Source organism: Salmonella sp. 2020_1459, from assembly GCF_043847915.1.
GTDB classification, from domain to species: Bacteria; Pseudomonadota; Gammaproteobacteria; order Enterobacterales; family Enterobacteriaceae; genus Salmonella; species Salmonella enterica.
The window spans coordinates 412514-434636 of sequence record NZ_JBCMFA010000003.1 but is presented as its reverse complement, the minus strand read 5'-3'; the positions used below and the strand labels follow the sequence as shown (position 1 = coordinate 434636).

Annotated in this window: 12 protein-coding genes, 1 tRNA gene and 1 pseudogene; 7 read left to right on the top strand and 7 right to left on the bottom strand. The window is 51.1% G+C overall.

Annotated features, from left to right (window positions below; all coding sequences use genetic code 11):
- Positions 1–3: 3 nt before the first annotated feature.
- The 6 genes and pseudogenes from ACH0VJ_RS10530 (at position 4) to ACH0VJ_RS10505 (ending at position 12539) form a co-directional block, all read left to right on the top strand.
- On the top strand, positions 4–2784 hold the full coding sequence (locus ACH0VJ_RS10530) for a hypothetical protein (RefSeq protein WP_001085178.1): 2781 nt from the start codon (positions 4–6) through the stop codon (positions 2782–2784).
- A 14-nt stretch (positions 2785–2798) separates the two neighbouring features.
- On the top strand, positions 2799–8741 hold the full coding sequence (locus tag ACH0VJ_RS10525; RefSeq protein ID WP_001064274.1) for a DEAD/DEAH box helicase: 5943 nt from the start codon (positions 2799–2801) through the stop codon (positions 8739–8741).
- 7 nt (positions 8742–8748) lie between these two features.
- Positions 8749–9897, top strand: coding sequence for a PD-(D/E)XK nuclease family protein (locus tag ACH0VJ_RS10520; RefSeq protein WP_001004641.1), 1149 nt, complete (start codon positions 8749–8751; stop codon positions 9895–9897).
- A 394-nt stretch (positions 9898–10291) separates the two neighbouring features.
- Positions 10292–10753, top strand: coding sequence for a hypothetical protein (locus tag ACH0VJ_RS10515; protein WP_000246266.1), 462 nt, complete (start codon positions 10292–10294; stop codon positions 10751–10753).
- Positions 10750–10971 (top strand): helix-turn-helix transcriptional regulator, encoded by a 222-nt coding sequence (locus ACH0VJ_RS10510; RefSeq protein ID WP_000193311.1) that lies wholly within the window; start codon positions 10750–10752, stop codon positions 10969–10971. The genes ACH0VJ_RS10515 and ACH0VJ_RS10510 overlap by 4 nt, the downstream gene beginning before the upstream one ends.
- 859 nt (positions 10972–11830) lie before the next feature.
- Positions 11831–12539: pseudogene (locus ACH0VJ_RS10505) on the top strand (integrase domain-containing protein).
- A 614-nt stretch (positions 12540–13153) separates the two neighbouring features.
- Here the strand turns inward: ACH0VJ_RS10505 and ACH0VJ_RS10500 are convergent.
- From ACH0VJ_RS10500 to ACH0VJ_RS10490, 3 genes are all read right to left on the bottom strand, one after another.
- The gene (locus ACH0VJ_RS10500; protein WP_001196925.1) at positions 13154–14416 is read right to left on the bottom strand and encodes an integrase arm-type DNA-binding domain-containing protein; all 1263 of its coding nucleotides are present in this window, start codon (positions 14414–14416) and stop codon (positions 13154–13156) included.
- A gap of 162 nt (positions 14417–14578) precedes the next feature.
- Positions 14579–14654, bottom strand: a tRNA-Phe gene (locus ACH0VJ_RS10495).
- Positions 14655–14759: 105 nt separating this feature from the next.
- Positions 14760–15467 carry a DUF554 domain-containing protein gene (locus ACH0VJ_RS10490; RefSeq protein WP_000234466.1) on the bottom strand — a complete coding sequence of 236 codons (708 nt, stop codon included), beginning with the start codon at positions 15465–15467 and terminating at the stop codon, positions 14760–14762.
- 424 nt (positions 15468–15891) lie between these two features.
- Here ACH0VJ_RS10490 and ACH0VJ_RS10485 point away from each other — a divergent pair, with 424 nt between their 5' ends.
- Positions 15892–18027: an ornithine decarboxylase gene (locus tag ACH0VJ_RS10485; RefSeq protein ID WP_079833531.1), complete on the top strand. Its 2136-nt coding sequence runs from the start codon at positions 15892–15894 to the stop codon at positions 18025–18027.
- A 61-nt stretch (positions 18028–18088) separates the two neighbouring features.
- On the opposite strand, the gene ACH0VJ_RS10480 is transcribed toward ACH0VJ_RS10485, so the two are convergent.
- The 4 genes from ACH0VJ_RS10480 to mutY form a co-directional block, all read right to left on the bottom strand.
- Positions 18089–19345 (bottom strand): nucleoside permease, encoded by a 1257-nt coding sequence (locus ACH0VJ_RS10480; RefSeq protein WP_001049804.1) that lies wholly within the window; start codon positions 19343–19345, stop codon positions 18089–18091.
- 216 nt (positions 19346–19561) lie between these two features.
- Complete coding sequence (mltC, locus tag ACH0VJ_RS10475; RefSeq protein WP_000976289.1) at positions 19562–20647, bottom strand: membrane-bound lytic murein transglycosylase MltC; 1086 nt, start codon at positions 20645–20647, stop codon at positions 19562–19564.
- A gap of 112 nt (positions 20648–20759) precedes the next feature.
- Complete coding sequence (locus ACH0VJ_RS10470) at positions 20760–21035, bottom strand: oxidative damage protection protein (protein WP_000091706.1); 276 nt, start codon at positions 21033–21035, stop codon at positions 20760–20762.
- 27 nt (positions 21036–21062) lie between these two features.
- Positions 21063–22115, bottom strand: a complete 1053-nt coding sequence (gene mutY / locus ACH0VJ_RS10465; protein WP_001148959.1) for an A/G-specific adenine glycosylase — start codon at positions 22113–22115, stop codon at positions 21063–21065.
- Positions 22116–22123 lie beyond the last annotated feature (8 nt).

Genomic DNA, 22123 nt, shown 5'->3' with positions numbered 1-22123 from the left:
AAGATGGCTAAAAAGAAAAGTATTATCAGCGACCGGCTGGGCCAAATGTACTACTTCGGTACAGAATCTCATGAATTGAGCAGATGCTTGCAAGAGTGCAAACAACGACTCACCAGAAATGGCGCTAAAGCGGATAATTTACCGAAAGGACCAGAGAAAAGGTTACATTTTCTCCGTACGTTACCACTTAAGGCCAAACCTGTTGTGTCTGATTGGCTTCGTGAAAATTTAACGTTTCCTGAACAAAATGACCCACAAATCGTTCTTAGGGATCTGTTAGAAGCAGAAAGTAATGCGGAAGATATTGAACTCTGTAAACCGTTATGGCGCACTATTCTTGGATTCTATATTTCTTCTGACTGTCCTGAAATTATAACGAGATTCCTGAATGGTGAAAAAATTGATTTACCCCAACAAGGTGTTTCTGACTCCTTGACAATTAATGTCACTGATGAAGACATTGAACAATGTGCTTTAATTAGCCAGGGTAAAGAAATTCCTATACCGGAGCGTACTATTCCACTGTTTATTGGAGGATTGGTTGACGTACTCAAGGGAACGCATACAGCTGATAATCGATGGCGGACAAAGCTATCAGAACATTCTTTACCGCTGGCACGAAAACTGGGTGAACTTATCGATCAGTTTGAAGCTAGTAACGACATTAAAGCGATGGATAGTACCAGTATTATACAGGCTCCTCCCGTTGTATCCAAAGAAATCGACGGTACGATGGATGAGGTTATGTTCATTGGTAAAGTGTTAGCGCTAACTGCGTCCGGTGCTTTTTTTGTTACACCGATTAGTCTGTTAATTGATGGCAACCTACGAGACCTCCCTGAGGCACTGGTAAAAGATCTTTACCCTCATAGCGGTGAAGCCATTGGTTTTGAGAACCATTTCAGCAAAAAATTTGCTCGGGGTGAAATGGCAATATGGAAAGCCCGATATCAGCCGTCTGATAAACCTGCGCAGTATGTCATTACTGACTACCTGTCGCGCGTTTATCCTGTAGTTGCGCTACCCCATGCCTCCGATGAGCCTGACGCTGTCAGGGAGTGGCTACTCACCAACTACCAGCCGCAAAACGATACGCCGGTCATTTTTCAGCTAAGTGATGGCGTATCCCTGAGATTACCGGGTGACTTGCTTGATCCTAAAAAATATGACTTTGATATGCCGCTGGAGAGTTATCGTCAGGTTCCTCAGACACTACTTAATTCTCATGCCCTAACGGTGATCACTGAACTTCCTCAGGTGAGTGAAAAATATGATTGCGCTGAAGCCAGCACGTGGATCAAACGCCTGCTTAAACGAACTGATTCAGCAAAATATTTCCCTCAATTTAGTAAAGGGCAGCTACAAAATTTAACTCATTTTATTGCTGAACATGAGTCTGATAACGAGGCGTCCTATCTTCGCGCAGTATCTCATCTGGAACAGATAGCAGATATGAGATCCTTTCTTAATGATACGACTCAACAGTTACTGGCTTTACCTGAGGTTGAGACGCAAATTAATATTGAGAAACAGGAAATATTGGCTCGTTACGAAGACGAACAGCACCAGATTAAACAATCAATAACGGTATTATCTGAAAAGAAAATACAGCTTGAAAATGAAATAGCCGATCAGAAGAAAAAGTTGAAAAAAGAAACTGATCGCATTAATAAAGCGCTACGTCAGCAAGAAAATGAACTGGAACAACGGATAAAAAAGACCTTCGAAGCCGCATCTCAAGCGGGAGTGGAAACGCTGGCCCAGACAGCGCTACTGCGGGCAATAATCAAAAATGAAACAGCACAGGAGCAACCTGTCCAACAACGAATAACCTCAGAACCTGTAGCCGAATCAGCAAATTCTAATTTCCCATTAGCAGAGACGAATGCTCTGACTCGCAAGCATCAACTGATATCGGCTATCGAAAAACAGGCACTGGCGACGGGACTAAGTGAATCTTTATTATCCAGCCTGATTGCTACTGCGAGTATTACACCCGCGGTCGGATTGATGGGAAAACAGACAAAACAGGCTATCGCCTCATTAGCGAACCTTTTAGCTGGTAATGTTTGGGGGGAAGTGTCGGTACATAGCGATCATTTTAGCTTCAGTGATTTAATGAACTCCCCCACACTGATCCGCTTATCTGGCGATGCTCTTACCATGACGCTGGGTGATTTTTTGACCCAACAACAAGAGGCAGGGCTGGCGAGCATCGTTGAATTGCGTGGTTTTAACCGCACTCCGCCAGAAACTCTACTTCCTGAACTCCATGAGTGTTTATTCAGAACTCCCTATCCTGCCGCATGCAGTTGGACGGATCGGCGGCAGGCTCTACGACATTTACCCATTCGGCACCCGATGCTTTTTTTACTCACATTCACCACCGGGAAAAGCACGTTTCCATTGCAGGCTCCTCTTGCTCACCAGTTCCCCCTGTTTCTGGCAGAGAATATATGGTCGGATGAACGACCATTTGCGCAAAATACTGACATCACGCCTTCTCGTATTACTCCAGAACTATGGCAGACAATGTATGTGGGCAACCACCAGCCAGGGCATCAGGCTTGTGCTCCATGGGAAGCGCTAAAAGCAGCGCTACTCTCTTTACTTCCTGATGAACAAGCGCAAGCCGTTGCCCGTCTGGCTTACGGTCTCGGCCGTAGTACAACACAAGATATTGCGACCACGATTGACGCTCTTGCCCCAGAATTAGGGCCATATGTTCAGGAAATGACTACCGGCGAATCGGCAAGCGTACTTGAGCACCTTTTCCAGTTATAAGCAAAGGAATAATAATGAATAACCCACTGGAAACATTTGAATCGATAAGAGATTTTTATATTTCGTATCTTGAAACGGCCTTCCGTATTGATTCATCAGATATACAGTCTGAACGGCGAGCGTTACTGGAACAGCAAGGGACATTATGCGCCGATCTATTTCTTGAGCCGATGCCCCGATATCAGCACTATGGCTTAACTATCAGTGAATTACGAAATGATGCTCATGGTCAGACATGGTTGCCTGGGTTTAATGCGCAACAAAGGGCGGCATTCATCGACCTCTGTTTAGGTGGGCTTCTGCCCTGCAATAAAACAGATCCGGCTAAGGGACGTTTTAATCTTTATACCCATCAACTGGACATGCTGAAAAGAGGGGTACAGCCAGGGAAGCCGGGCATCGTCACCTCCGGAACCGGCTCCGGTAAAACAGAATCATTTTTGCTGCCGGTTCTGGCGCAGATCGCAAAAGAAGCCACTGGCTGGCCGCAAAGTCCGGCGTTGAAGCACTGGCAACCGTGGTGGCAGAAGGTAGCGGATAAACAGCCCACCTTTATGCGCGAGCATGAGGCCGTCGCACGTCCGAAAGCGGTACGCGCGCTGATTCTCTACCCGATGAATGCCCTGGTAGAAGATCAACTGGTACGTATGCGACGGGCACTGGATTCCAGCGAAGCTCATGATGTCATGGATGCGCATTTTGGCGGCAACCGAATCTTTTTTGGCCGTTATACCAGCGCAACTAAAGTAACTGGCTGGCTCAAACATCCCCGACTCAGTGAAGAAAAAAATGAGAAAAAGCGCGTGGCTAAAAAAATCACTGAGCTACGTAAGTATATGCAATTAACGGAAGAGACCCATCAGGAGGCTGTACGACAAGCACAGCAGGGCAAGGATAACGAATTGTCGTTTAATTTCCCCAGAACTGCTGGTGGAGAGGTTCTCAGCCGCTGGGAAATGCAAAAGACACCGCCCGATATTCTGATCACCAACACCAGCATGCTCTCAACGATGCTGGTTCGTGAGGTGGACGATTCTATTTTTGAACAAACCCGACAGTGGATTGAGCGTGACCCTGATGCCTATTTTTATCTTATCCTTGACGAACTTCATCTACAGCGAGGAACCGCCGGTACCGAAGTCAGCTACTTGCTTAAGCATTTGATCAGTCGGCTGGGGCTGGATCAGGAAAAACACCGACACAAATTGCGTATTCTGGCCTCCAGCGCCTCTTTACCCGTTGAAGGTCCTGAAGGCGAACAAAGCGTCGAATATTTATGGGGAATGTTTGGTCAGAGGGGACTACCTTCAGGGGCCACCTCCAGCGACTGGAGGGAATGTATTATCAAAGGCGACACCCTTCCCCCGGGCAACATGTCTCTTTTCCAGGGGGACCAGGAGGCGTTTTATCACGCAGTGCTTCAGTTACAGCAAGCACCACTTACATCATTACAACACTGGCAAAATGTCGCCCGCAGCATGGGAATGACAACCAGTGAAGTTTCTACAGAGCAATTGGCGCAACGTGTCGTCTTACAGGCTGCCAACTTGCTTGAAAGTGGCTGCTATACGGACGATCTCTCTCCGAGAGCCACGTCAATTAAAATGCTCAGTTCACGCCTGTTTAACGCCCAACCCCATAGTGAAAAAGCGCTCCGGGCATTAATCTGGTTGCGCTCGACTGAGGGAGACTGGTCGCAATGGTTTTCACATGATTTTCCTGATGATATCGGCGCGCCGCGTTTCCGCGCGCATGCTTTTTTACGCGCCCTGGAAGGGTTATATGCCGCGCCATTGCCCGCCTCCAGCGCCGCATCTACGCAAGAAATCAATCACCGCTATTTTGGCGATCTTACCGTAGAGTCCGGCTTACGTTACGGCAAAGATAAAACATCGCGGCGTGTCGAGTTGCTCTATTGTGAATGTTGCGGCAATCTCTTTTTGGGCGGTAAACCTTCAGTCTTTTCTGGTTCAGAAAGTCGAATTGAACTTTTACCCAACGACCCGGATACGGAACAGCTACCGGAACACGCAAAATCAGTCATGATAGAACGCCGATCTGCTGAAGAATACGCGCTATTTATGCCCGTCGTTGAACGTTTCTGGCCGAAAGGCAACGAAACGTTAAATGGTGATGATGCTTTCGGTACATGGGGCAAAGCCAGTTACGATCCATTTACCGCCACCATTCAACACCCAGTATCGCTCTTAAAACCGCTACCTGAAAACCATATCGCGGGCTGGTTCTATTACGTCAAACCCGGTGAATTTGCCTCCCCGGAAAGAGGCCAGTCATCCAGCCAGTCACCGGGAACGGCGCTACCTTTTCAGTGTCCGGCATGTGGTACATCCTACAAATACGGCAAAGGTAAGCTCTCCCCAATCCGTAGCTTTCGCGTCGGTTTTTCGAAAACGACACAGCTACTGACCAGCTCGCTAATGGCGGAACTACAGCGCTCGGGTAACCGTGAGCAACTGGTAACGTTTTCAGACAGTCGTCAGGATGCCGCCAGGGCGGCGCTCGATCTGGAATCGGGTCATCATGACGACGTCAGACGAGAAATTGTTGTCCATTCGCTACAGTCTATTGCGGCTGATAAACCGTCCCATAACCAACTAAAAATACGCCAGGCAGAGATAGAGGACCGGAACAAAACACTGATTAACCTCAACGTAAGGTCAGATGAGGAAGAGGATGAGATGGATCGACTCGCTGATGAACGGAAGAAAATCAGAGGGTTATTATCAAAACCTGAAACTGACAGCATACCTCTGCGTGAAATCCTCGAACCTGAATCACCGGATGCAGGCCAACCGCTTGGCTTGCTGTTAAGGGCGCAGGTAGATGCCGGTATTCACCCTTCCGATCGTACTGGCATCGCGCCTGTTCCCGATCCTGAAAAACATGAAGAAGGTACGCTGACCTTTGCATGGCAACAACTCTTTGAAAAGAATGCGCAGGGGGTGTGGTGCTGGAAGGCGCTTCCATCCTATGAAGATAACCTGCTGGTAGCACGACAGGAGATTTCACGCGATCTGAAACGGCTGGTGGGGGAAAGCGTATTCAGTAAAACCTACTTCGCGTTGGAAGAGTCCGGCTGGGGTTATCCCTGCCTTCCGATTACCGGAAACGACTCACGGGAACATCTCGCGATTTATGACGCAATGTTTCGCGTGTTGGCGGACGCGTACCGGGTTACTCCTTCACAATATACAAAGCCAGAAACCCCATGGAGTTCAGCGAGCGATGTCAAATCTAGAAACCGCCTGTACCGCTTTACTCAGGCAATATGCCAGCGCTCGGGAGGCGAGCCTTTATCTTTAATTGATAGTTTTCTCCGGCGACTGGAGCTGGCGGGTCATCAGGGCGGCATTATTGATATTGGCAAAATGCACTTTAAGCTGGCGGAACCTGCCGATCGCGTCTGGCGTTGCTCCCGTTGCGGGCGTATACACATGCACACCGGCGCGGGAATCTGTACTCGCTGCTACTCTCCTTTACCAGAAACGCCATGTAGCGACGCAAAAACGCTCCAGATGCAACACTATCTCGGCAAACGCCTCTCACATTCTTCTGGTATTCACCGGATGCGCTCAGAGGAACTGACTGGAATGACCGAAAACCCGGCGGCAAGGCTACGCCGGTTTAAAGGTATTCTGATTGCTGACGATGATGATATTTTGCCGGAAGGAATGAAAGATTTTGCGCCCGATCGAGATCTTGACCGGGCAGCTCGCGTGGTAGATGTTCTTTCCGTAACCACAACCATGGAAGTGGGAGTGGATATTGGTGATTTACGTGCGGTCTTTCAGGCCAACATGCCGCCACAGCGCTTTAATTATCAACAGCGTGTCGGACGAGCCGGACGACGTGGACAGGCGTTTTCATTCGTATTAACCGCGTGTCGCAGCAAGAGTCACGATCTGTTTTACTTCCGCCATCCGGAAAAAATTACCGGCGATCTCCCTCCGCCACCGTTTTTGACCACAAAGCTGGAAATGATCTGCCAGAGACTGGTACGAAAAATTTGGCTGGTGTCGGCATTCAAATGGTTAAGGCAGCAAACGGAAAAAGCCGATCACCCATGGCCGGTTGACGACTACGCGCATGCCCCTGATAACCACGGTGAGTTTTTTCCGGTGCACTGGCTGAAAGAAAACCAAACGGACTGGCTGCCAAAAATCCGGCAGGCCATCGAAGCAGCCATCCTGGCACGCGATGAATTTGCCCGGACTTGCACGCAGCAAGACCATCATTTGTTCCAGAGAGTTATTCAGCCTTTGACGCCGGAACAACTGATTCAGGATATTAACGCCGTACTAAACGACAGTGCAATGGAGGCGAAAGGACTGGCAGAAGCGCTGGCGGAACACGGTAAATTCCCAATGTATGGCATGCCGACCCGCTCTCGCCTTTTGCTGACAAGGCCCGTCAGCACAGGCGAAAAAGAAATCGAATTTGCCAGCATGGATCGCGATCTGGATATTGCGATACAGGAATTTGCCCCCGGAAAAATTCTGGTTCAAGACAAACGACGCTACTTTACGGCAGGTTATAGTGGAATGCTTAAACAGAGCAGAAAAAATCCACGATCATTTTATTCAAATGCCCCCGAACCGGGTGAACTCAGAACAATGACCGCCTGTCCGGTATGCAACATCTGGGCTCCGGCAAACTCTCTGGCCACCGAATGTACTATCTGTGGTGCCGTTATGGATAAGGCGGAACGCTATCAATGCTATGTTCCTTACGGATTTATCACCACGCTGGAACCAAAATCGGCCAAAGAGGATTTTGATCAAATCCTGACCACGGCCAGTCGTGTATCAATTGCAGAAGCCTACACTTTTTCTGCAATGCCAGAGCCTGACGTTAATGTGGCGATACAGCTCCAGCCACAGACATGTCTGCACCGCCTGAATCGGGGAATTTACACTGATAAAACATGGCGTGGTTTCAGCGCAACACAGGGGAGCCTATCGGTCCCTTTCAGAAAGCAGGGGACTTACCAGCCGCTTTGGGCGAACCGGGTTTGGATGGATAATCAAATTATTGAGGCCGACCTGTTAGTTAAAAACCGCTTTACCGATCGGGGAGAAACCCGAAACACATTTTACCTTGCCGCGCCTAAAGTGACTGATCTACTTGCGCTGATGGTTGCCCAAACCCCGCCGGGTCTCCGGCTACAGTATTCCACTCTAACGCCGGCATTCAGAGCTGCTGCGCTCTCGGCGTCTTTTATCATTGTCAACTATGCATCAAAAGAGCTACTGGATATTGATCCTGAAGAAATCGAAATTCTGGAACCCCGCGTTCAAATGCTGAAAAACGGTAAGTCGGTACCGGTTCTGCAAATGGCCGATCGTCTGGTTAATGGTTCAGGGTTATGTGAACGGCTACAGCAGAAGGGCGCATCCGGTTCTCTCATTATCCTTGAGGTCATGAAGAATATTTTAAATAACAAAACGGCCTACCCGCTGGCTGAGTTCCTGCAATCCGATCATCGCGAACGATGCTTTCAAGGGTGTTATCACTGCCTGCACCGATACGGAAACCAGCCGTATCACGGATTGCTGGACTGGCGTCTGGGACTGGATGTTATTCAACTTCTTCTGGATCAAACCTATAACGCCGGGCTGAACAGTGATTTTACATCTCCGGGCGTGTCTGACTGGCCGGAAAATGCCCTACGATTAGCCAAAGAGGCCGCTTCGCTATACAGCGACAGTGACGTAAAAGTGATAGGGAATATACCCGTGATTCGCACCGGGGACGGGCGCTGGGCCGCCGTACTACATCCATTCTGGGATCCCGATGCTGTATTTGCTGCAAACCCCGAACTTGAGGCATTTTCATATGAGGTGGACGTAGACGCGACGAATACTTTTGCATTGTCCCGCCGCATGGGGACTGAAATGGCGAAATTACGGACTCAGGCGTTCTCATCTCAGGAGTGATAATGCAATGAATGAAATGACGCTATCGCGTACTCGTCCGGTGCTTCCTTCTCTGTTGGGGAGCTTCGTCGTTTGCCCGGCGAAATACCTGCTGGAAAGCGAAGCTCATTCTTACGCACGCTTACCGCTGCATCCGGGAGTGATTCTGGGCCAGGTAATACATCAACGCGTCAATTCAGTGATATACAGGGAGGCCGCTTTCGGGAATTATACCCTCAGGCAACTGGAAAATGATTTTACGATCGCGCTGACAGCCAATCGACGTGCTGGGCCGGTAGCAAACTGGATATATGACCGTCACGGCGTTGCCGGGCTGGTATCGCGGCAAATGCTTGTTACCCAGATCCGCTACGTCAGATCGCTTCTGCCGCCTGTTTTCGTAAAAGGGGGGCCTGCACACGAAAAAACATTACCCGTTGGCCGGGAGGTTATGCTGACCAGCAGTGATTTTGATATGCATGGGCGGGCCGACCTCATATATCAGGAGCGACCCGATCGGTTAAACGTAGTTGATTTGAAAACCGGAAAGGTAACAGATGAGCAAAACCAACCGAAAGAAGCTAACCTGTTACAGATTGCGGCCTATGGCATAATGGTAAAAGAGCGAGCACCTGATATGAACATTGGGTTAGTTCTGACGGGGTGCCGTGATAGCTGGGAAGGGACACTGAATACAGACCTGATTGAACGGGTCACTACAGTTATCAAAAATATTAATCGGCTTTTGCCACGGAATATCCCACTTCCGCTATACGAGCTGGTTTGTCCTGGCACGTACTGCTCCCATTGTTCCTGTCGTTGCTCATGCCCGGCCTGGGCAGAAAAGCTACGCAAACAGATGCAACCGTCTCTTTCTGATCATCAGCATGGCGGAATCGATATCAGCGGGAAATTACTTGAAGTGGAAAGTGACGATCATCTTCTTACGCTGAAGATCCTTCTCCCCGATAGTTCAGTTGTTAAGGTCTTTCGTGTGCCTTCCAGCATCATCCCAGAACCAACGGAAATAACAGGAAAAAAAATCGTACTGTACGGATTAAACACCTTCAGCGAGACATCAACAGAGTATTTTCCCCGCAACTTCTACGTCATCAATATGCAGGATACGAGAAGATCGGCGTTTCAGTTTCACTGGCAAAGTGAAAGAGAGAATTAAACTATGGATGGTTTCTGCTCTACTTGTCAAAGGGATAGTATAAGGTATTGGATTGCTGTTTTTTTTTTGAACCAGCTGGCTTTTTTATTTTCTGCGATCTGCTTCCAGAACCCCTCACTTGCTGCTATTGGCTAATTGCGGTATCTTTTACCCGCACCTGCAAATTCAGGTGCCGGGCTTGACCTCCTGACTAACTTCATCGACGACACAAAGGCGCGTCTGCGCTTTTTTTGTGCCGTGCGTTTGGCTACATCTCAATGGTGGGCCGGGCGGGGGCGCTGCAAAGCGCGCCGGTGTCGATGAGGCCGGTAAGGTCAACCCCGTCCGGTTCCACCACCCGCGAGATTGACCTCTCCGGTGGTGGTGATAAACACTGCTCATCGGAGGATGCCTTATGGCTACGACCCTCACCCAGACACACCCGCTACTCTCCATTTCCTTCAATGCCGCCATGGATTTCACCGTACTGGCAGAACACTGCAAACAGTTCGCCGAAACCCTGATTGAAAGCGACGATCCGGCGCTACGTCTGGCGCTTTGCGGACGGCTTGTCGCCTGCCTTTCGCTGCCGCGCCCCACGCTGATCGATCCCATCCCGCCGCACCTGGTTGAAAGCCTGACCACCGATACCCTTCCCGCCAGTTCAACCCATTTTGACCCCGGTTCCGAATTACTTTGTGACTACTCACTCACGTTGGCGCAACTTCTGACGGGGCGGGCGTTGCTGCCGAAAATGGAACAGACGCTGACCGGATTACTGTGTGAGTTGGTCTGGTGCTTTGCCGCTGAACTCAAGGCCCCGCGCTGGGTACGTACCACTGACGGCGTGAAGTTTATCGATGAGGTGACAGCATGACGCAACCGGACTGGCATCCCGCCGACATTATCGCTGGGCTGAGAAAACGGGGCACCTCGCTGGCGGCGCTGTCCCGTCAGGCCGGGCTGGCGTCCTCCACGCTGGCAAACGCCCTTAACCGCCGCTGGCCCAAAGGTGAGAGGCTGATCGCCGAAGCGTTGGGCATTGCGCCAGAGCAAATCTGGCCTTCCCGCTACCATAAGCCTGAAAATTACTAAATCGTCTCCCCCGATCTTCTGATGGCTTTGCTGTCAGAAGATCGGGTGAAAGCAAGCGAAGCGCGGCAGCTCCGGTTCGCAAATAACCTTTTTGATGCAAAAACAGTTTTTCCTTTCTGTACCAGCGGTACTGGCATAGTCTCCCTCCTGCTCCATGCTGTCGTTGACAGCGCCCAACGCTTCACAACCTGAAAGAAGCGCCTGTTATCAGGACGGTTGATCCATTTACCGGTGCAGACCTCTGCAAACACCGGGTTGCAGAACATCGCGACGGAGGTCTGAGTTTTAACATGATACGTCCTTTTACTGCGCCAGCCTGCTGGTCTGAATCTGCACCTCACCGAAATTCTCCCGGCTAACCTGTATCTGCTGACACCCTCAGAGCCCTTTACCTTACGGACTGCGGCCTGCATTGCCGCAAGGCATTTGCTGCCGCGTGACCGTAAAACTGCACCAGACGATAAATTTTCAGACACTGCACCAGTCCAGTGCGTCACTTTAACCGCGCTAAGCGGGAAAGTGACGCACGCAGCCCTTTCGACCTGCACCAGAAAACTCAACTGCGCCAGCCCACGGCTGGATTCTGACACCGCCTTTTCAGGCCATTTTACCCATAAGGAGAACATGAACCGATACCGAGGCGGATCCGGACGATCCGGGGGATAAACCGCGCAAGCGGGCGGCTGCTCTGAGAGCACAACCGAAGCCCCACCACACCTCAACGGCTGCCGCCCCGGCGCTCAGGTATCGTTCGCAGCCCCGACAAAAAAACAGGGGCTATCGGCCTGTGCGCCGGGGAAAGCTGTATCAGTGTTGGGTTTTTGGGATGAGTTTGCGGCAATCATGAAAAGGGGAATGTATGGGAATACTGGAGCAGGAAATGAAGCGGTTTGCGCAGCAGGCGGGCGGCAGCCATAAAACCGTTCATGACCGCATTAAGCTGGCGCAGCGGTTTTGTGAGCGTCTGGTGCTGGCGCAGAGTGAGCGGCTGAACAACCGTTCTCTTGGTCTGTCTGGCGCATCCCGCAACGGTACAAAGCAGGCGATCACGCCGGAGCATTATCGTGACGTGCTGGAGACGGCCCGCGTAAAAGATCCGGGGATGGCGGCAGCGCTGGAACTCTCAAGGCTGATGGGATTACGTTCGCAGGAGGCGGTGCAGAGCGTACAGTCGCTGAAAACGTGGTGACACCCGCTTAACCGTGGTGTTTGGCACCAAAGGGGGGCGACCCCGTGAGACGACTATTCTTGATGCTGTCGCTGTCAGAAAAGCGCTGGATAATGCGCTGACCGTGGCAGAAGATCGCCACAGCAGGCTGATAGATAAGCCGGATCTGAAAAGCGCGATGAAATACTGGCACAGCCAGGCGTCACGTCTCGGCTTAACGGGCGCATACTCTCCGCACTCCCTTCGTTACGCCTGGGCGCAGGATGCGATCAGTCATTATCTGGCGCAGGGGTTTTGTGAGAAGGAAGCGCTGGCAATGACGGCGATGGATTTGGGCCACGGCGACGGGCGCGGGCGGTATGTGGCGCAGGTTTACGGGAGAAAGCATGGTGCTGACTGATAGCTTCAAACTTGCAATATGATGTTATCCATCGGTTTTCGTACAAAAAATTTTGGGGCCAAAATTTTTTGTATACTTTCCTATCAATATTGATAAAAACAATAATTATCGGCTATTAAATTCATGTTTATTAATTATAAATCAATGAATTAAGTTTTGTGGTCGATTTTTGATAGACACTACATTATAAAATATCCTTTATTCATCGTTATCCACCGAAAAAATTTCTACGTAGAAATTTTTTGTACGGTTTCCTCTTAATAACGGTGCTTACGAACGGTATAGCCTATTAACAGGCTTCTGGTGCAGCATTACGGTATTTTTCTGATGATTGCGCCAGTAAAAGGAAAAAGGCCAGATAAGGTAAAGAGGGGTTAAGGGTAACAGCGCCAGACCGGAAAAGGCCAAAGGGCTAAAAGGGCCTTAACACTGGCGCAGTTTGATGCTTATCCGATAATATCTGGCGCAGTCCTGACACAGGCAGGCGACGGCGGACTGGTGCAGGTAAACGATGACACTGAACTGGTGCAGACAAAATCTTTCGATACAAAAAGCAGATCCGGATTCAATCAGGATCTGCTTTTTCATTATCAACAAATTATATTTTCGTTGGCTCAGGCCGCCTTATGCCGCCGCGCATAAATATACGGCGCAACGTACCCCTCGCGGCTCATGTCGAGATAATCCGACCACCACTGCATCATCTCCATACGCGCTTCCAGATGCTCCGCCTTATGCACATATGCCGCCCGCACACCGTTGCGCTCCTTGTGGCTCATCTGGCGCTCGATGGCGTCCTTAGACCACAGTGCGGACTCGTTCAGGGCGCTACAGGCCATCGTGCGGAAGCCATGGCCGCACACCTCGGTTTTGGTGTCATAACCGATAACACGCAGCGCCTTGTTGATGGTGTTTTCGCTCATTGGCTTGTTCATGGAGTGCGCCCCCGCAAAGACGAAAACCGATTCTCCGGTAATTTCCTTTATTTGCTCCAGCAGGGCGACAGCCTGCGCGGATAACGGCACCAGATGCTCGTCCTTCATCTTTGCGCCACGCGATGAAAATCTCACGCCCTTAACCGCTTCCCGCTGTGCAGGCACCGTCCAGATATGGGCTTTCAGGTTGAACTCATCCCAGCGGGCGAGGCGTAGCTCGCTGGAACGCAGGAAAACGTGCAGATTCAGCTCCAGCGCCAGACGGGTCAGTTCCCGCCCCTTATAGCCATTGATCTTGTCCAGCAGCTCCGGCAGGCGTTTCAGAGGCAGGGCGGGGTGATGTTGGGTCACAACCGGGGTCACGACGCCATCCAGATCGTAAGCCGGATTATATTTAATCGTTCCCTGCTGTACGGCGTGGCGCATGATTTTGGTCAGATGTTGGCGCACCCGCCCGGCAACGTCATGCACGCCCTTATCATCGATGGATTTTACAAGTTGCGCCAGATGGCGGGTTTCAACCTTCGTAATGTCCATTGTACCGATATCGGGAAAGACATAGCGCTTCAGGCAGGTGAGGATTTTATCGGCGTGGCCTTCCGACCAGAGTTTAAGGCAACTGGTGTGCCACTCAGTGGCAATAAATTTAAACGTGCGGGATTCGTCAACGGCGGCGTTATCCATCTTGCGGCTCTGCGAAGGGCAGATACCGGACGCCAGCAGCTTACGCGCGGCATCGCGCTTTTCGCGGGCTTCCGCCAGAGTGACCAGCGGATAAGCGCCAAAGGCCAGGCGGTTTTCTTTGCCGCCGAAGCAATAGCGAAAATACCATAACTTAGCGCCACTACGGGATACAGTCAGGTACAGACCTTGCGCGTCGGTGAGTTTGTAAGATTTAGCGAGGGGCTTAGCTGCGCGGATTTTACTGTCATTCAGGGCCATAATACGGGTCTCCATCGTTCATCGAACTGAACGACCCGTAATCTGACCCCAAATTTTCCGGATACGTAGGGATAAATCAAAACGCATCTGGAAAGATTTTTACGCTAACTTATTGAATTACATACACATAGGAATTCATAGGGAAGCATAAAAAAGGGAAGGTGGTGCCCGGACTCGGAATCGAACCAAGGACACGGGGATTTTCAATCCCCTGCTCTACCGACTGAGCTATCCGGGCAACGAGGCGCATTAAACCGTAATCGCCTCGCTTCGTCAACGAAATTTCTTCAAATCAACGTAGACTGCACAATCTATCACCACTTTGTTGTTATTGCACGCAGAATCAGGCAAAAAACATCGCCCATGCGGCGGAGATCGGCATCGCCAGCAACAGCGCCGGGAGCATATTCACTACCGGAAACATTTTGATTCCACATACACGCAAGCCGGTCGCCACCAGCAGCAGTCCGCCCACGGCGCTAAAGTCGCCCATCATTGCCGGCGTAGTCAGTGGAAGAATGAGGGTGGCGCAGGCGGCAAGCGTTAACTGGATAATCAACATCGGTGCGCAAATCGCCGAAACGGCGATGCCAAGCGAACAGGCGAAAATTATGGCAGTGAAAAAATCCAGAAAAGATTTAGCGATCAAAATGTTTGGATCGCCGGTCATCCCTTCATGCATCGCGCCGAAAATACCGGTGCCGCTGGCGCAAAAAAGTACAATGATAGCGACGTAACTTTGAATAAATGAGTCGTGTGTCGGTTTCTTACCCGATGCCATAAATAATTGTTGGATTTTCGCGACTGCGCCATTAATGCCTTTTTCCAACAAACAAAACTCGCCGATGAGCGCGCCGACCAGCGTCGCCAGCACCATCACCGGAAGATTAGCGCACTTCATCACCAGCAGAATACCAATTCCCAGAGAGCACAGACCAAAAATAGACGTCATTGAGACGCGAATCCGTTCTGGCAGACGCTGACTTAACAGCGCGCCAATAACGCCGCCGAATAAAATTGCGCCAGCGTTAATAAAAGGTCCAATTACCACAATGACTCCTGTTATTTGTCTTTCAAATTGCCTTATTATCACGCGATTAAGCTGTTAATAGCTTGATTATCTGTGACGTATAGAGCGCTGATTTTACCTTGCGCCGTCTGGTGAAAGGTGCCATGATTGCGCGAAATTTCTCCTGCCAGCATGGGGCTCTCCGGGATGAACATAGCGCCTTTATATTGTCTTCACTGTCGCCTGACTGCGCGAGGTTTGCCCCTTTCTTTCCTTTTTTTGTCATCCCCGCTATGCGGTGAGGGCAGCGCACGCTCACTGCAGGACAACAGTAAAATCAGAAACAGTCTGTTTTTAATGATGTCTGGCGGTCGGAGCTGGTATCCAGTTTGACCCGGCATCTCGTTGGGCAAGGCATCGGGCCTTGTCTGGGGTTACTCTACTCCCGAAACGGGTATTTGCGCTTATGAAATCAATGAATATTGCCGCCAGCAGTGAACTCATCCCCCGTCTCTCCACCCACCGAAACGTAGTGGCGCTGGACAGTACCGACTTTACCGATGTGGCCGCAGTCGTCATTACCACTGCCGACAGCCGTAGCGGTATTCTGGCGTTGCTTAAACGCACCGGTTTTCACCTGCCGGTGTTTATGCTTGCGGATGAACCCGTTAGCGCGCCTGTCGGCGTTACGGCGGTAATAGGCGGGAACGCGCAGGAATGGCTGGAGCTGGAAAACGCTGCCTGTCGCTACGAAGCGGAACTTCTGCCGCCCTTTTATGGCACCCTGACCCAGTATGTCGACATGGGGAATAGTACTTTTGCTTGCCCGGGGCACCAGCATGGCGAATTTTTTAGAAAACATCCCGCAGGCCGCCATTTTTATGACTTTTTTGGTGAAAACCTGTTTCGTGCGGATATGTGTAACGCCGATGTGAAACTTGGCGATCTGCTAATACATGAAGGTTCTGCCAAACACGCGCAGAAATTTGCGGCAAAAGTGTTTAATGCGGATAAAACCTACTTTGTGCTGAATGGGACTTCGGCGGCGAATAAAGTGGTCACCAACGCCCTGCTGACGCGCGGCGATCTGGTGCTGTTTGATCGTAATAATCATAAATCCAACCACCACGGCGCCCTGATTCAGGCCGGGGCGACGCCAGTCTATCTTGAAGCGGCGCGTAACCCGTTTGGTTTTATCGGTGGCATTGATGCGCACTGTTTTGATGAAACGTACCTGCGCGACCAGATTCGTGACGTGATGCCGGAAAGCGCCGATGCGTCGCGTCCGTTCCGCCTGGCGATCATTCAGCTGGGTACCTATGACGGCACTATTTACAACGCCCGTCAGGTGGTGGATAAAATCGGGCATCTCTGCGATTACATTCTGTTTGACTCCGCGTGGGTAGGCTATGAGCAGTTTATCAATATGATGGCGGATACCTCGCCGTTGCGGCTGGAGCTTAATGAAAACGACCCAGGGATCTTTGTGACCCAATCGGTACATAAGCAACAGGCGGGGTTCTCACAAACCTCGCAGATCCACAAAAAAGATAACCATATTCGCGGCCAGGCGCGTTTTTGTCCGCACAAACGCCTGAACAACGCCTTCATGTTGCATGCTTCAACCAGTCCGTTCTACCCGCTGTTTGCGGCGCTGGATGTCAATGCCAAAATCCACGAAGGGGAGAGCGGTCGCCGCCTGTGGGCGGAGTGCGTTGCGCTGGGCATTGACGCGCGTAAAGCCATTCTCGCCCGTTGCAAACTGCTTCAGCCCTTTATCCCACTGGTGGTTGACGGCAAGCCGTGGCAGGCATATCCGACGGAGACCATTGCCAGCAATCGTCGTTTCTTCAGTTTTGAACCCGGGGCGAAATGGCATGGCTTTGAGGGCTATGCGGATGACCAGTATTTTGTCGACCCCTGTAAACTGTTACTGACCACGCCAGGTATTGATGCCGATAGTGGGCGATACACCGAATTCGGCATCCCGGCGACCATTCTCGCCCACTATCTGCGTGAGAACGGTATTGTGCCTGAGAAGTGCGATCTCAACTCGATTCTGTTCTTGCTGACACCCGCCGAGAGCGAAGAGAAGCTGGCGCGACTGGTCGCGATGCTGGCGCAATTTGAACGGCACATTGAAGACGATACGCCGCTTGAGGATGTATTGCCGACGGTTTTTCAGAAATACCCGGTGCGCTACCGCGATTACACCCTGCGTGAGCTATGTCAGGAGATGCACAACCTGTACGTTAGCTTTGACGTTAAGGATCTGCAAAAAGCGATGTTCCGCAAAGAAAGCCTGCCACATGTGGCGATGAACCCACAGGACGCCAACAGCGCCTTTATTCGCGGCGATGTAGAACTGGTGCGTATCAGCGAGGCGGGCGGGCGTATTGCTGCCGAGGGGGCATTGCCATACCCGCCGGGCGTACTGTGCGTGGTGCCGGGGGAGATTTGGGGCGGCGCGGCGCAGCGTTATTTTTTGGCGCTGGAAGAGGGCATCAATCTGTTGCCTGGTTTTTCGCCGGAATTGCAGGGGGTATATAGCGAGACCGATGCCGATGGAATTCAACGTTTGTACGGATATGTTTTAAAGTAACGTTGCCTGCAGGCCGGATAAGGCATTTACGCCTTATCCGGCCTGCGAAACAGGGCAAGAATTAATGTGCGACGGGTTGCGAACTTGCCGGAACGCGAACGTGTTTGTATTTGAACAAGGCTACGAACGCGAAGGCCAGCACCAGCGAGTAGCCTGCGAAGATGAGCCACACGGTCTGCCAGTCGGTAATGCCGTTTTGAGTGTAATACTCCACCACTTTACCGCTCACAATGCCGCCCAGGATACAGCCGAAGCCATTGGTCATCATCAGGAACATCCCCTGCGCGCTGGCGCGGATTTCCGGGCGTACTTCTTTTTCGACAAACACCGAGCCAGAAATGTTGAAGAAGTCGAAGGCGCAGCCGTACACAATCATCGACAATACCAGCAGAACGGTACCGAACGGCGTCGGGTCGCCATAAGCGAACAGGCCGAAACGCAGCATCCACGCCACAATACTGATAAGCATAACATTCTTAATACCATAACGGCTCAGGAAGAACGGAATGGTCAGGATGAATAACGTTTCAGAAATCTGCGAAATCGACATCATCACCGAAGCGTGCTGCACGATAAAGCTACTGGCGAATAGCGGATCTTTATCAAAGCTATGCAGGAAGGTGTTGCCAAACATGTTGGTGATCTGCAGTTCCGCGCCCAGCATCATGGAGAAGATGAAGAAAATCGCCATCCGCTTATTTTTAAACAGCGCAAAAGCGTCAAGGCCCAGCATTGATGTCCAGCTCTGGTTTTTCTGTTGGTTCGCCACCGGAATGTGCGGCAGGGTAAAGGTAAACAGTACCAGCAGAACGGAAAGCGTCGCGCCGATATAAAGCTGCATATGGCTCAGCTCGAAACCGGAGAAACTCACGCCCCACATCGCCAGAATAAAGCCAATGGTGCCCCAGATACGGATAGGCGGAAAGTCAGTCACAATATCCATGCCGGCAGACTGCAGGCGGTAATACGATATAGTATTGATCAAGCCCAACGTCGGCATATAGGCCAACGAGTTAAGCAGGATCACAAAGAACATCGCCCCAGGCGTAGTGACTTCCGCGGCCATGAATAGCGTGATGGCGCCGACGACATGACACAGGGCATAGACCCATTTCGCGCTCAGCCATTTGTCAGCCACAATGCCTAGCAAGGTCGGCATAAAGACGGCGGCAATCCCCAGTGAACTATAAACTGCGCCAATAGATGCGCCGTCAAATTTTAAGGTGACGAACATATACGAGCCCAGGGTAGTGAGCCAGCTTCCCCACAGACAGAACTGCAGAAAAGAGAGTATTTTAAGCTGCAGCTTAAGATTCATGTTAATTTCCTCACACCTGAGAGCGGATGAATGTTTTAAAAGGCACATTTGCCGTTGTGATTTGGTGTGATTCTATCAATGAGAGGCGGGCTTTTTTTGTTACCTGTGACAAATATTTGCAAACAATTTCTGATTGCAAAGCAAAAGGGTGACGGAGTTAACACTTTTACCTTTCCCGCCTCTGTCATTTGCCAACCAGAGGCGGGATGCGATGGTTTATCGGCGGCGATACGATCGCTGGGCGGAATTCACCTTATACAGATAGCGGCGCGACTCCGCAGATGGATGTCGGGTGGTTAATATCTGGTACACATCCCCCGGCGACATGCGGTTAATCATATTCGCGGCCTGAATCTTATCGTTCGAGAATACGCGTAATACGCTGCCTGCGCCGCCATTGTAGGCGGTAATGACCGCATAGCGCCGCGACGTCGGATTCTCAATACCGCTCAGATAGACATTATTCAACATTGCCAGATACGCTGTGCCGGTATCGATATTGCTGGCGGGGTCGAACAGGAAGTTACGGCTTGGCGTGCCGGACTTACCCTGAGAACGGAAAACATCTTTCCCGGCGCTGTGTTGCACCACCTGCATCAGGCCCAGCGCATCCGCGTGGCTGACCGCATACGGGTTAAACGAGGACTCCGTTTGCATAATCGCCAGAATCAGCGACTCGTCAACGCCGTATTTACGGGAGGCCTGGCGTACCATGCCAATGTATTTATGCGCGCGTTTATCAAGGTGGTTCGGCACCAGATTAATGGTGACGCTGTAAATAATACGCAGGCCGTTACTGCGGCTTTTGAGCCGCGTTTTCAGCAAGTAATCCGCGAATGTCGTGGCGCGGCCTTCCCAGCGAATAGGCTGGCCGGTATTGTCGAGGACCTGACCATACAGGAAGGGTTCTTTAGAAATTTTTATGTCATCGACATCGGAGTAAAGATCAACGGAGGTTGGGTCGTCACCCATGAGCAACGTTTTAATAATGGCCCGGCGCAGATGTGCGGTAGGTTCCGTCCCGGCGATGGTTTCAACGGTAATGGTCCCATCATCAAAGTTGATGTGGCTACGGGTCTGGAACTGATCGGTATATTTGACGTAGTCTTTCGGCCCGGCGATCAGGACTTCCTTATATCCCCACAGATTTTCAATATTGTTGGCAAATTGCCCCATCAAAATATCAAAGCCGTTGGTATCCTTGACCCAGGCTTCATTATACGTCTCGCCTTTTTTGGTCGAACTGGAGCAGGAGATGAGCAACGGCGCAATAACAGCAAGCGCGAGTAATTTTTTCATCATTCCGGGAGTGCATGTTGTGTTGTCGTTATGCCATGTTGCCGGGCAGCGGCGCTAAGGGCTTATCCGGCATAACTCACAGGCCGAATAAGCGCAGCCTCATTCAGCAACGGGCCTATTTTTTATCTTCCGGCGTATAACCTTCGATATGAACGTCTTTGCCTTCGAACAGGAAGCTCACCATCTCCTGTTCCAGCAGTTTACGGTGCTCGGCGTTCATCATGTTGAGCTTTTTCTCGTTAATCAACATGGTCTGCTTATGCTGCCACTGCGCCCACGCGTCCTTAGAGATCTCGTTATAGATACGTTTTCCTAGTTCGCCAGGGTAGAGCTGAAAATCTTGCCCTTCAGCGTCGCGTTGCAGGTAAGTACAAAAAATCGTTCTGCTCATAAGTCATCCTCTTCATCGACCGGGGCGTTAAACTGGCGCTCCGGTACGTAACTGCTGTAACAAGCGCTCCACGGGGGCCGCCAGTCCGACTGACGGCGGTTGCGCTAAGTTATACCAGAGCGCGCTGCCTTCATCCATGCAGGCGTCCAGTGACGACACGGGAAGCCACATAGGCACAATATCCAGGTGGAAATGGCTAAATGTGTGGCGAAACGCGTTAAGCTGGGTCAAATTATCAGCGTTAACATGCCGTTGCGCCAGCCATTCACGTAATTCATCTTCGCTGGCGAACTGCGGGAAGCAGTAGAGTCCGCCCCATAAACCGCTGGGAGGGCGCTGCGCCAGGAAAATCTCCTGATTATGCTGTAACAATAAAAAGTAACCCGTCCGCTCCGGCAACGTCTGTTTCGGTTTCTTGCCCGGATAGCGTGACCAGCTTTCATGCGCAGCGGCGATACAACCGTTTTGCAGCGGACACAGGGTGCACTTTGGCTTTGAACGCGTACAAACCATCGCGCCCAGATCCATCATCGCCTGATTAAAACGCTCCACGCCGCGTGCGGGCGTCACTTGCTCGCTCAACGTCCACAGCGTATTCTCTACCTCTTTTTTTCCAGGCCAGCCGCTAACAGCATAACAGCGAGCCAGCACACGTTTAACGTTTCCATCAAGAATCGGATAATGTTTACCTAACGCGAGGGAGAGAATCGCGCCGGCGGTTGAGCGCCCGACGCCGGGTAGCGCGGCGATTTCGGCAAAAGTTTGCGGGAATTCTCCACCGTGAAGCGTCGCCACCTGTTGCGCCGCTTTATGCAAATTACGCGCGCGGGCGTAATAGCCGAGCCCGGTCCATAAATGGAGCACTTCATCCAGCGGCGCATTCGCTAAATCCGTCACTGTGGGAAAGCGCGCCATAAATCGCTCAAAGTAAGGAATCACCGTCGTCACCTGCGTTTGTTGCAACATGACTTCCGAGAGCCATACTTTGTAAGGCGTCTTGTTAATTTGCCAGGGCAGCGTTTTCCGCCCGTATTTGTCGTACCAGTCCAGAACCTGGGCTGAAAATTGAGACGCTTGCATGGAAACTC

Bases quoted from the DNA above. Each gene is read 5' to 3' on its own strand.
- ACH0VJ_RS10530 (WP_001085178.1), top strand. From the start codon at position 4: ATGGCTAAAAAGAAAAGTATTATCAGCGACCGGCTGGGCCAAATGTAC.
- ACH0VJ_RS10525 (WP_001064274.1), top strand. From the start codon at position 2,799: ATGAATAACCCACTGGAAACATTTGAATCGATAAGAGATTTTTATATT.
- ACH0VJ_RS10520 (WP_001004641.1), top strand. From the start codon at position 8,749: ATGAATGAAATGACGCTATCGCGTACTCGTCCGGTGCTTCCTTCTCTG.
- ACH0VJ_RS10515 (WP_000246266.1), top strand. From the start codon at position 10,292: ATGGCTACGACCCTCACCCAGACACACCCGCTACTCTCCATTTCCTTC.
- ACH0VJ_RS10510 (WP_000193311.1), top strand. From the start codon at position 10,750: ATGACGCAACCGGACTGGCATCCCGCCGACATTATCGCTGGGCTGAGA.
- ACH0VJ_RS10500 (WP_001196925.1), bottom strand. From the start codon at position 14,416: ATGGCCCTGAATGACAGTAAAATCCGCGCAGCTAAGCCCCTCGCTAAA.
- ACH0VJ_RS10485 (WP_079833531.1), top strand. From the start codon at position 15,892: ATGAAATCAATGAATATTGCCGCCAGCAGTGAACTCATCCCCCGTCTC.
- ACH0VJ_RS10480 (WP_001049804.1), bottom strand. From the start codon at position 19,345: ATGAATCTTAAGCTGCAGCTTAAAATACTCTCTTTTCTGCAGTTCTGT.
- mltC (WP_000976289.1), bottom strand. From the start codon at position 20,647: ATGATGAAAAAATTACTCGCGCTTGCTGTTATTGCGCCGTTGCTCATC.
- ACH0VJ_RS10470 (WP_000091706.1), bottom strand. From the start codon at position 21,035: ATGAGCAGAACGATTTTTTGTACTTACCTGCAACGCGACGCTGAAGGG.
- mutY (WP_001148959.1), bottom strand. From the start codon at position 22,115: ATGCAAGCGTCTCAATTTTCAGCCCAGGTTCTGGACTGGTACGACAAA.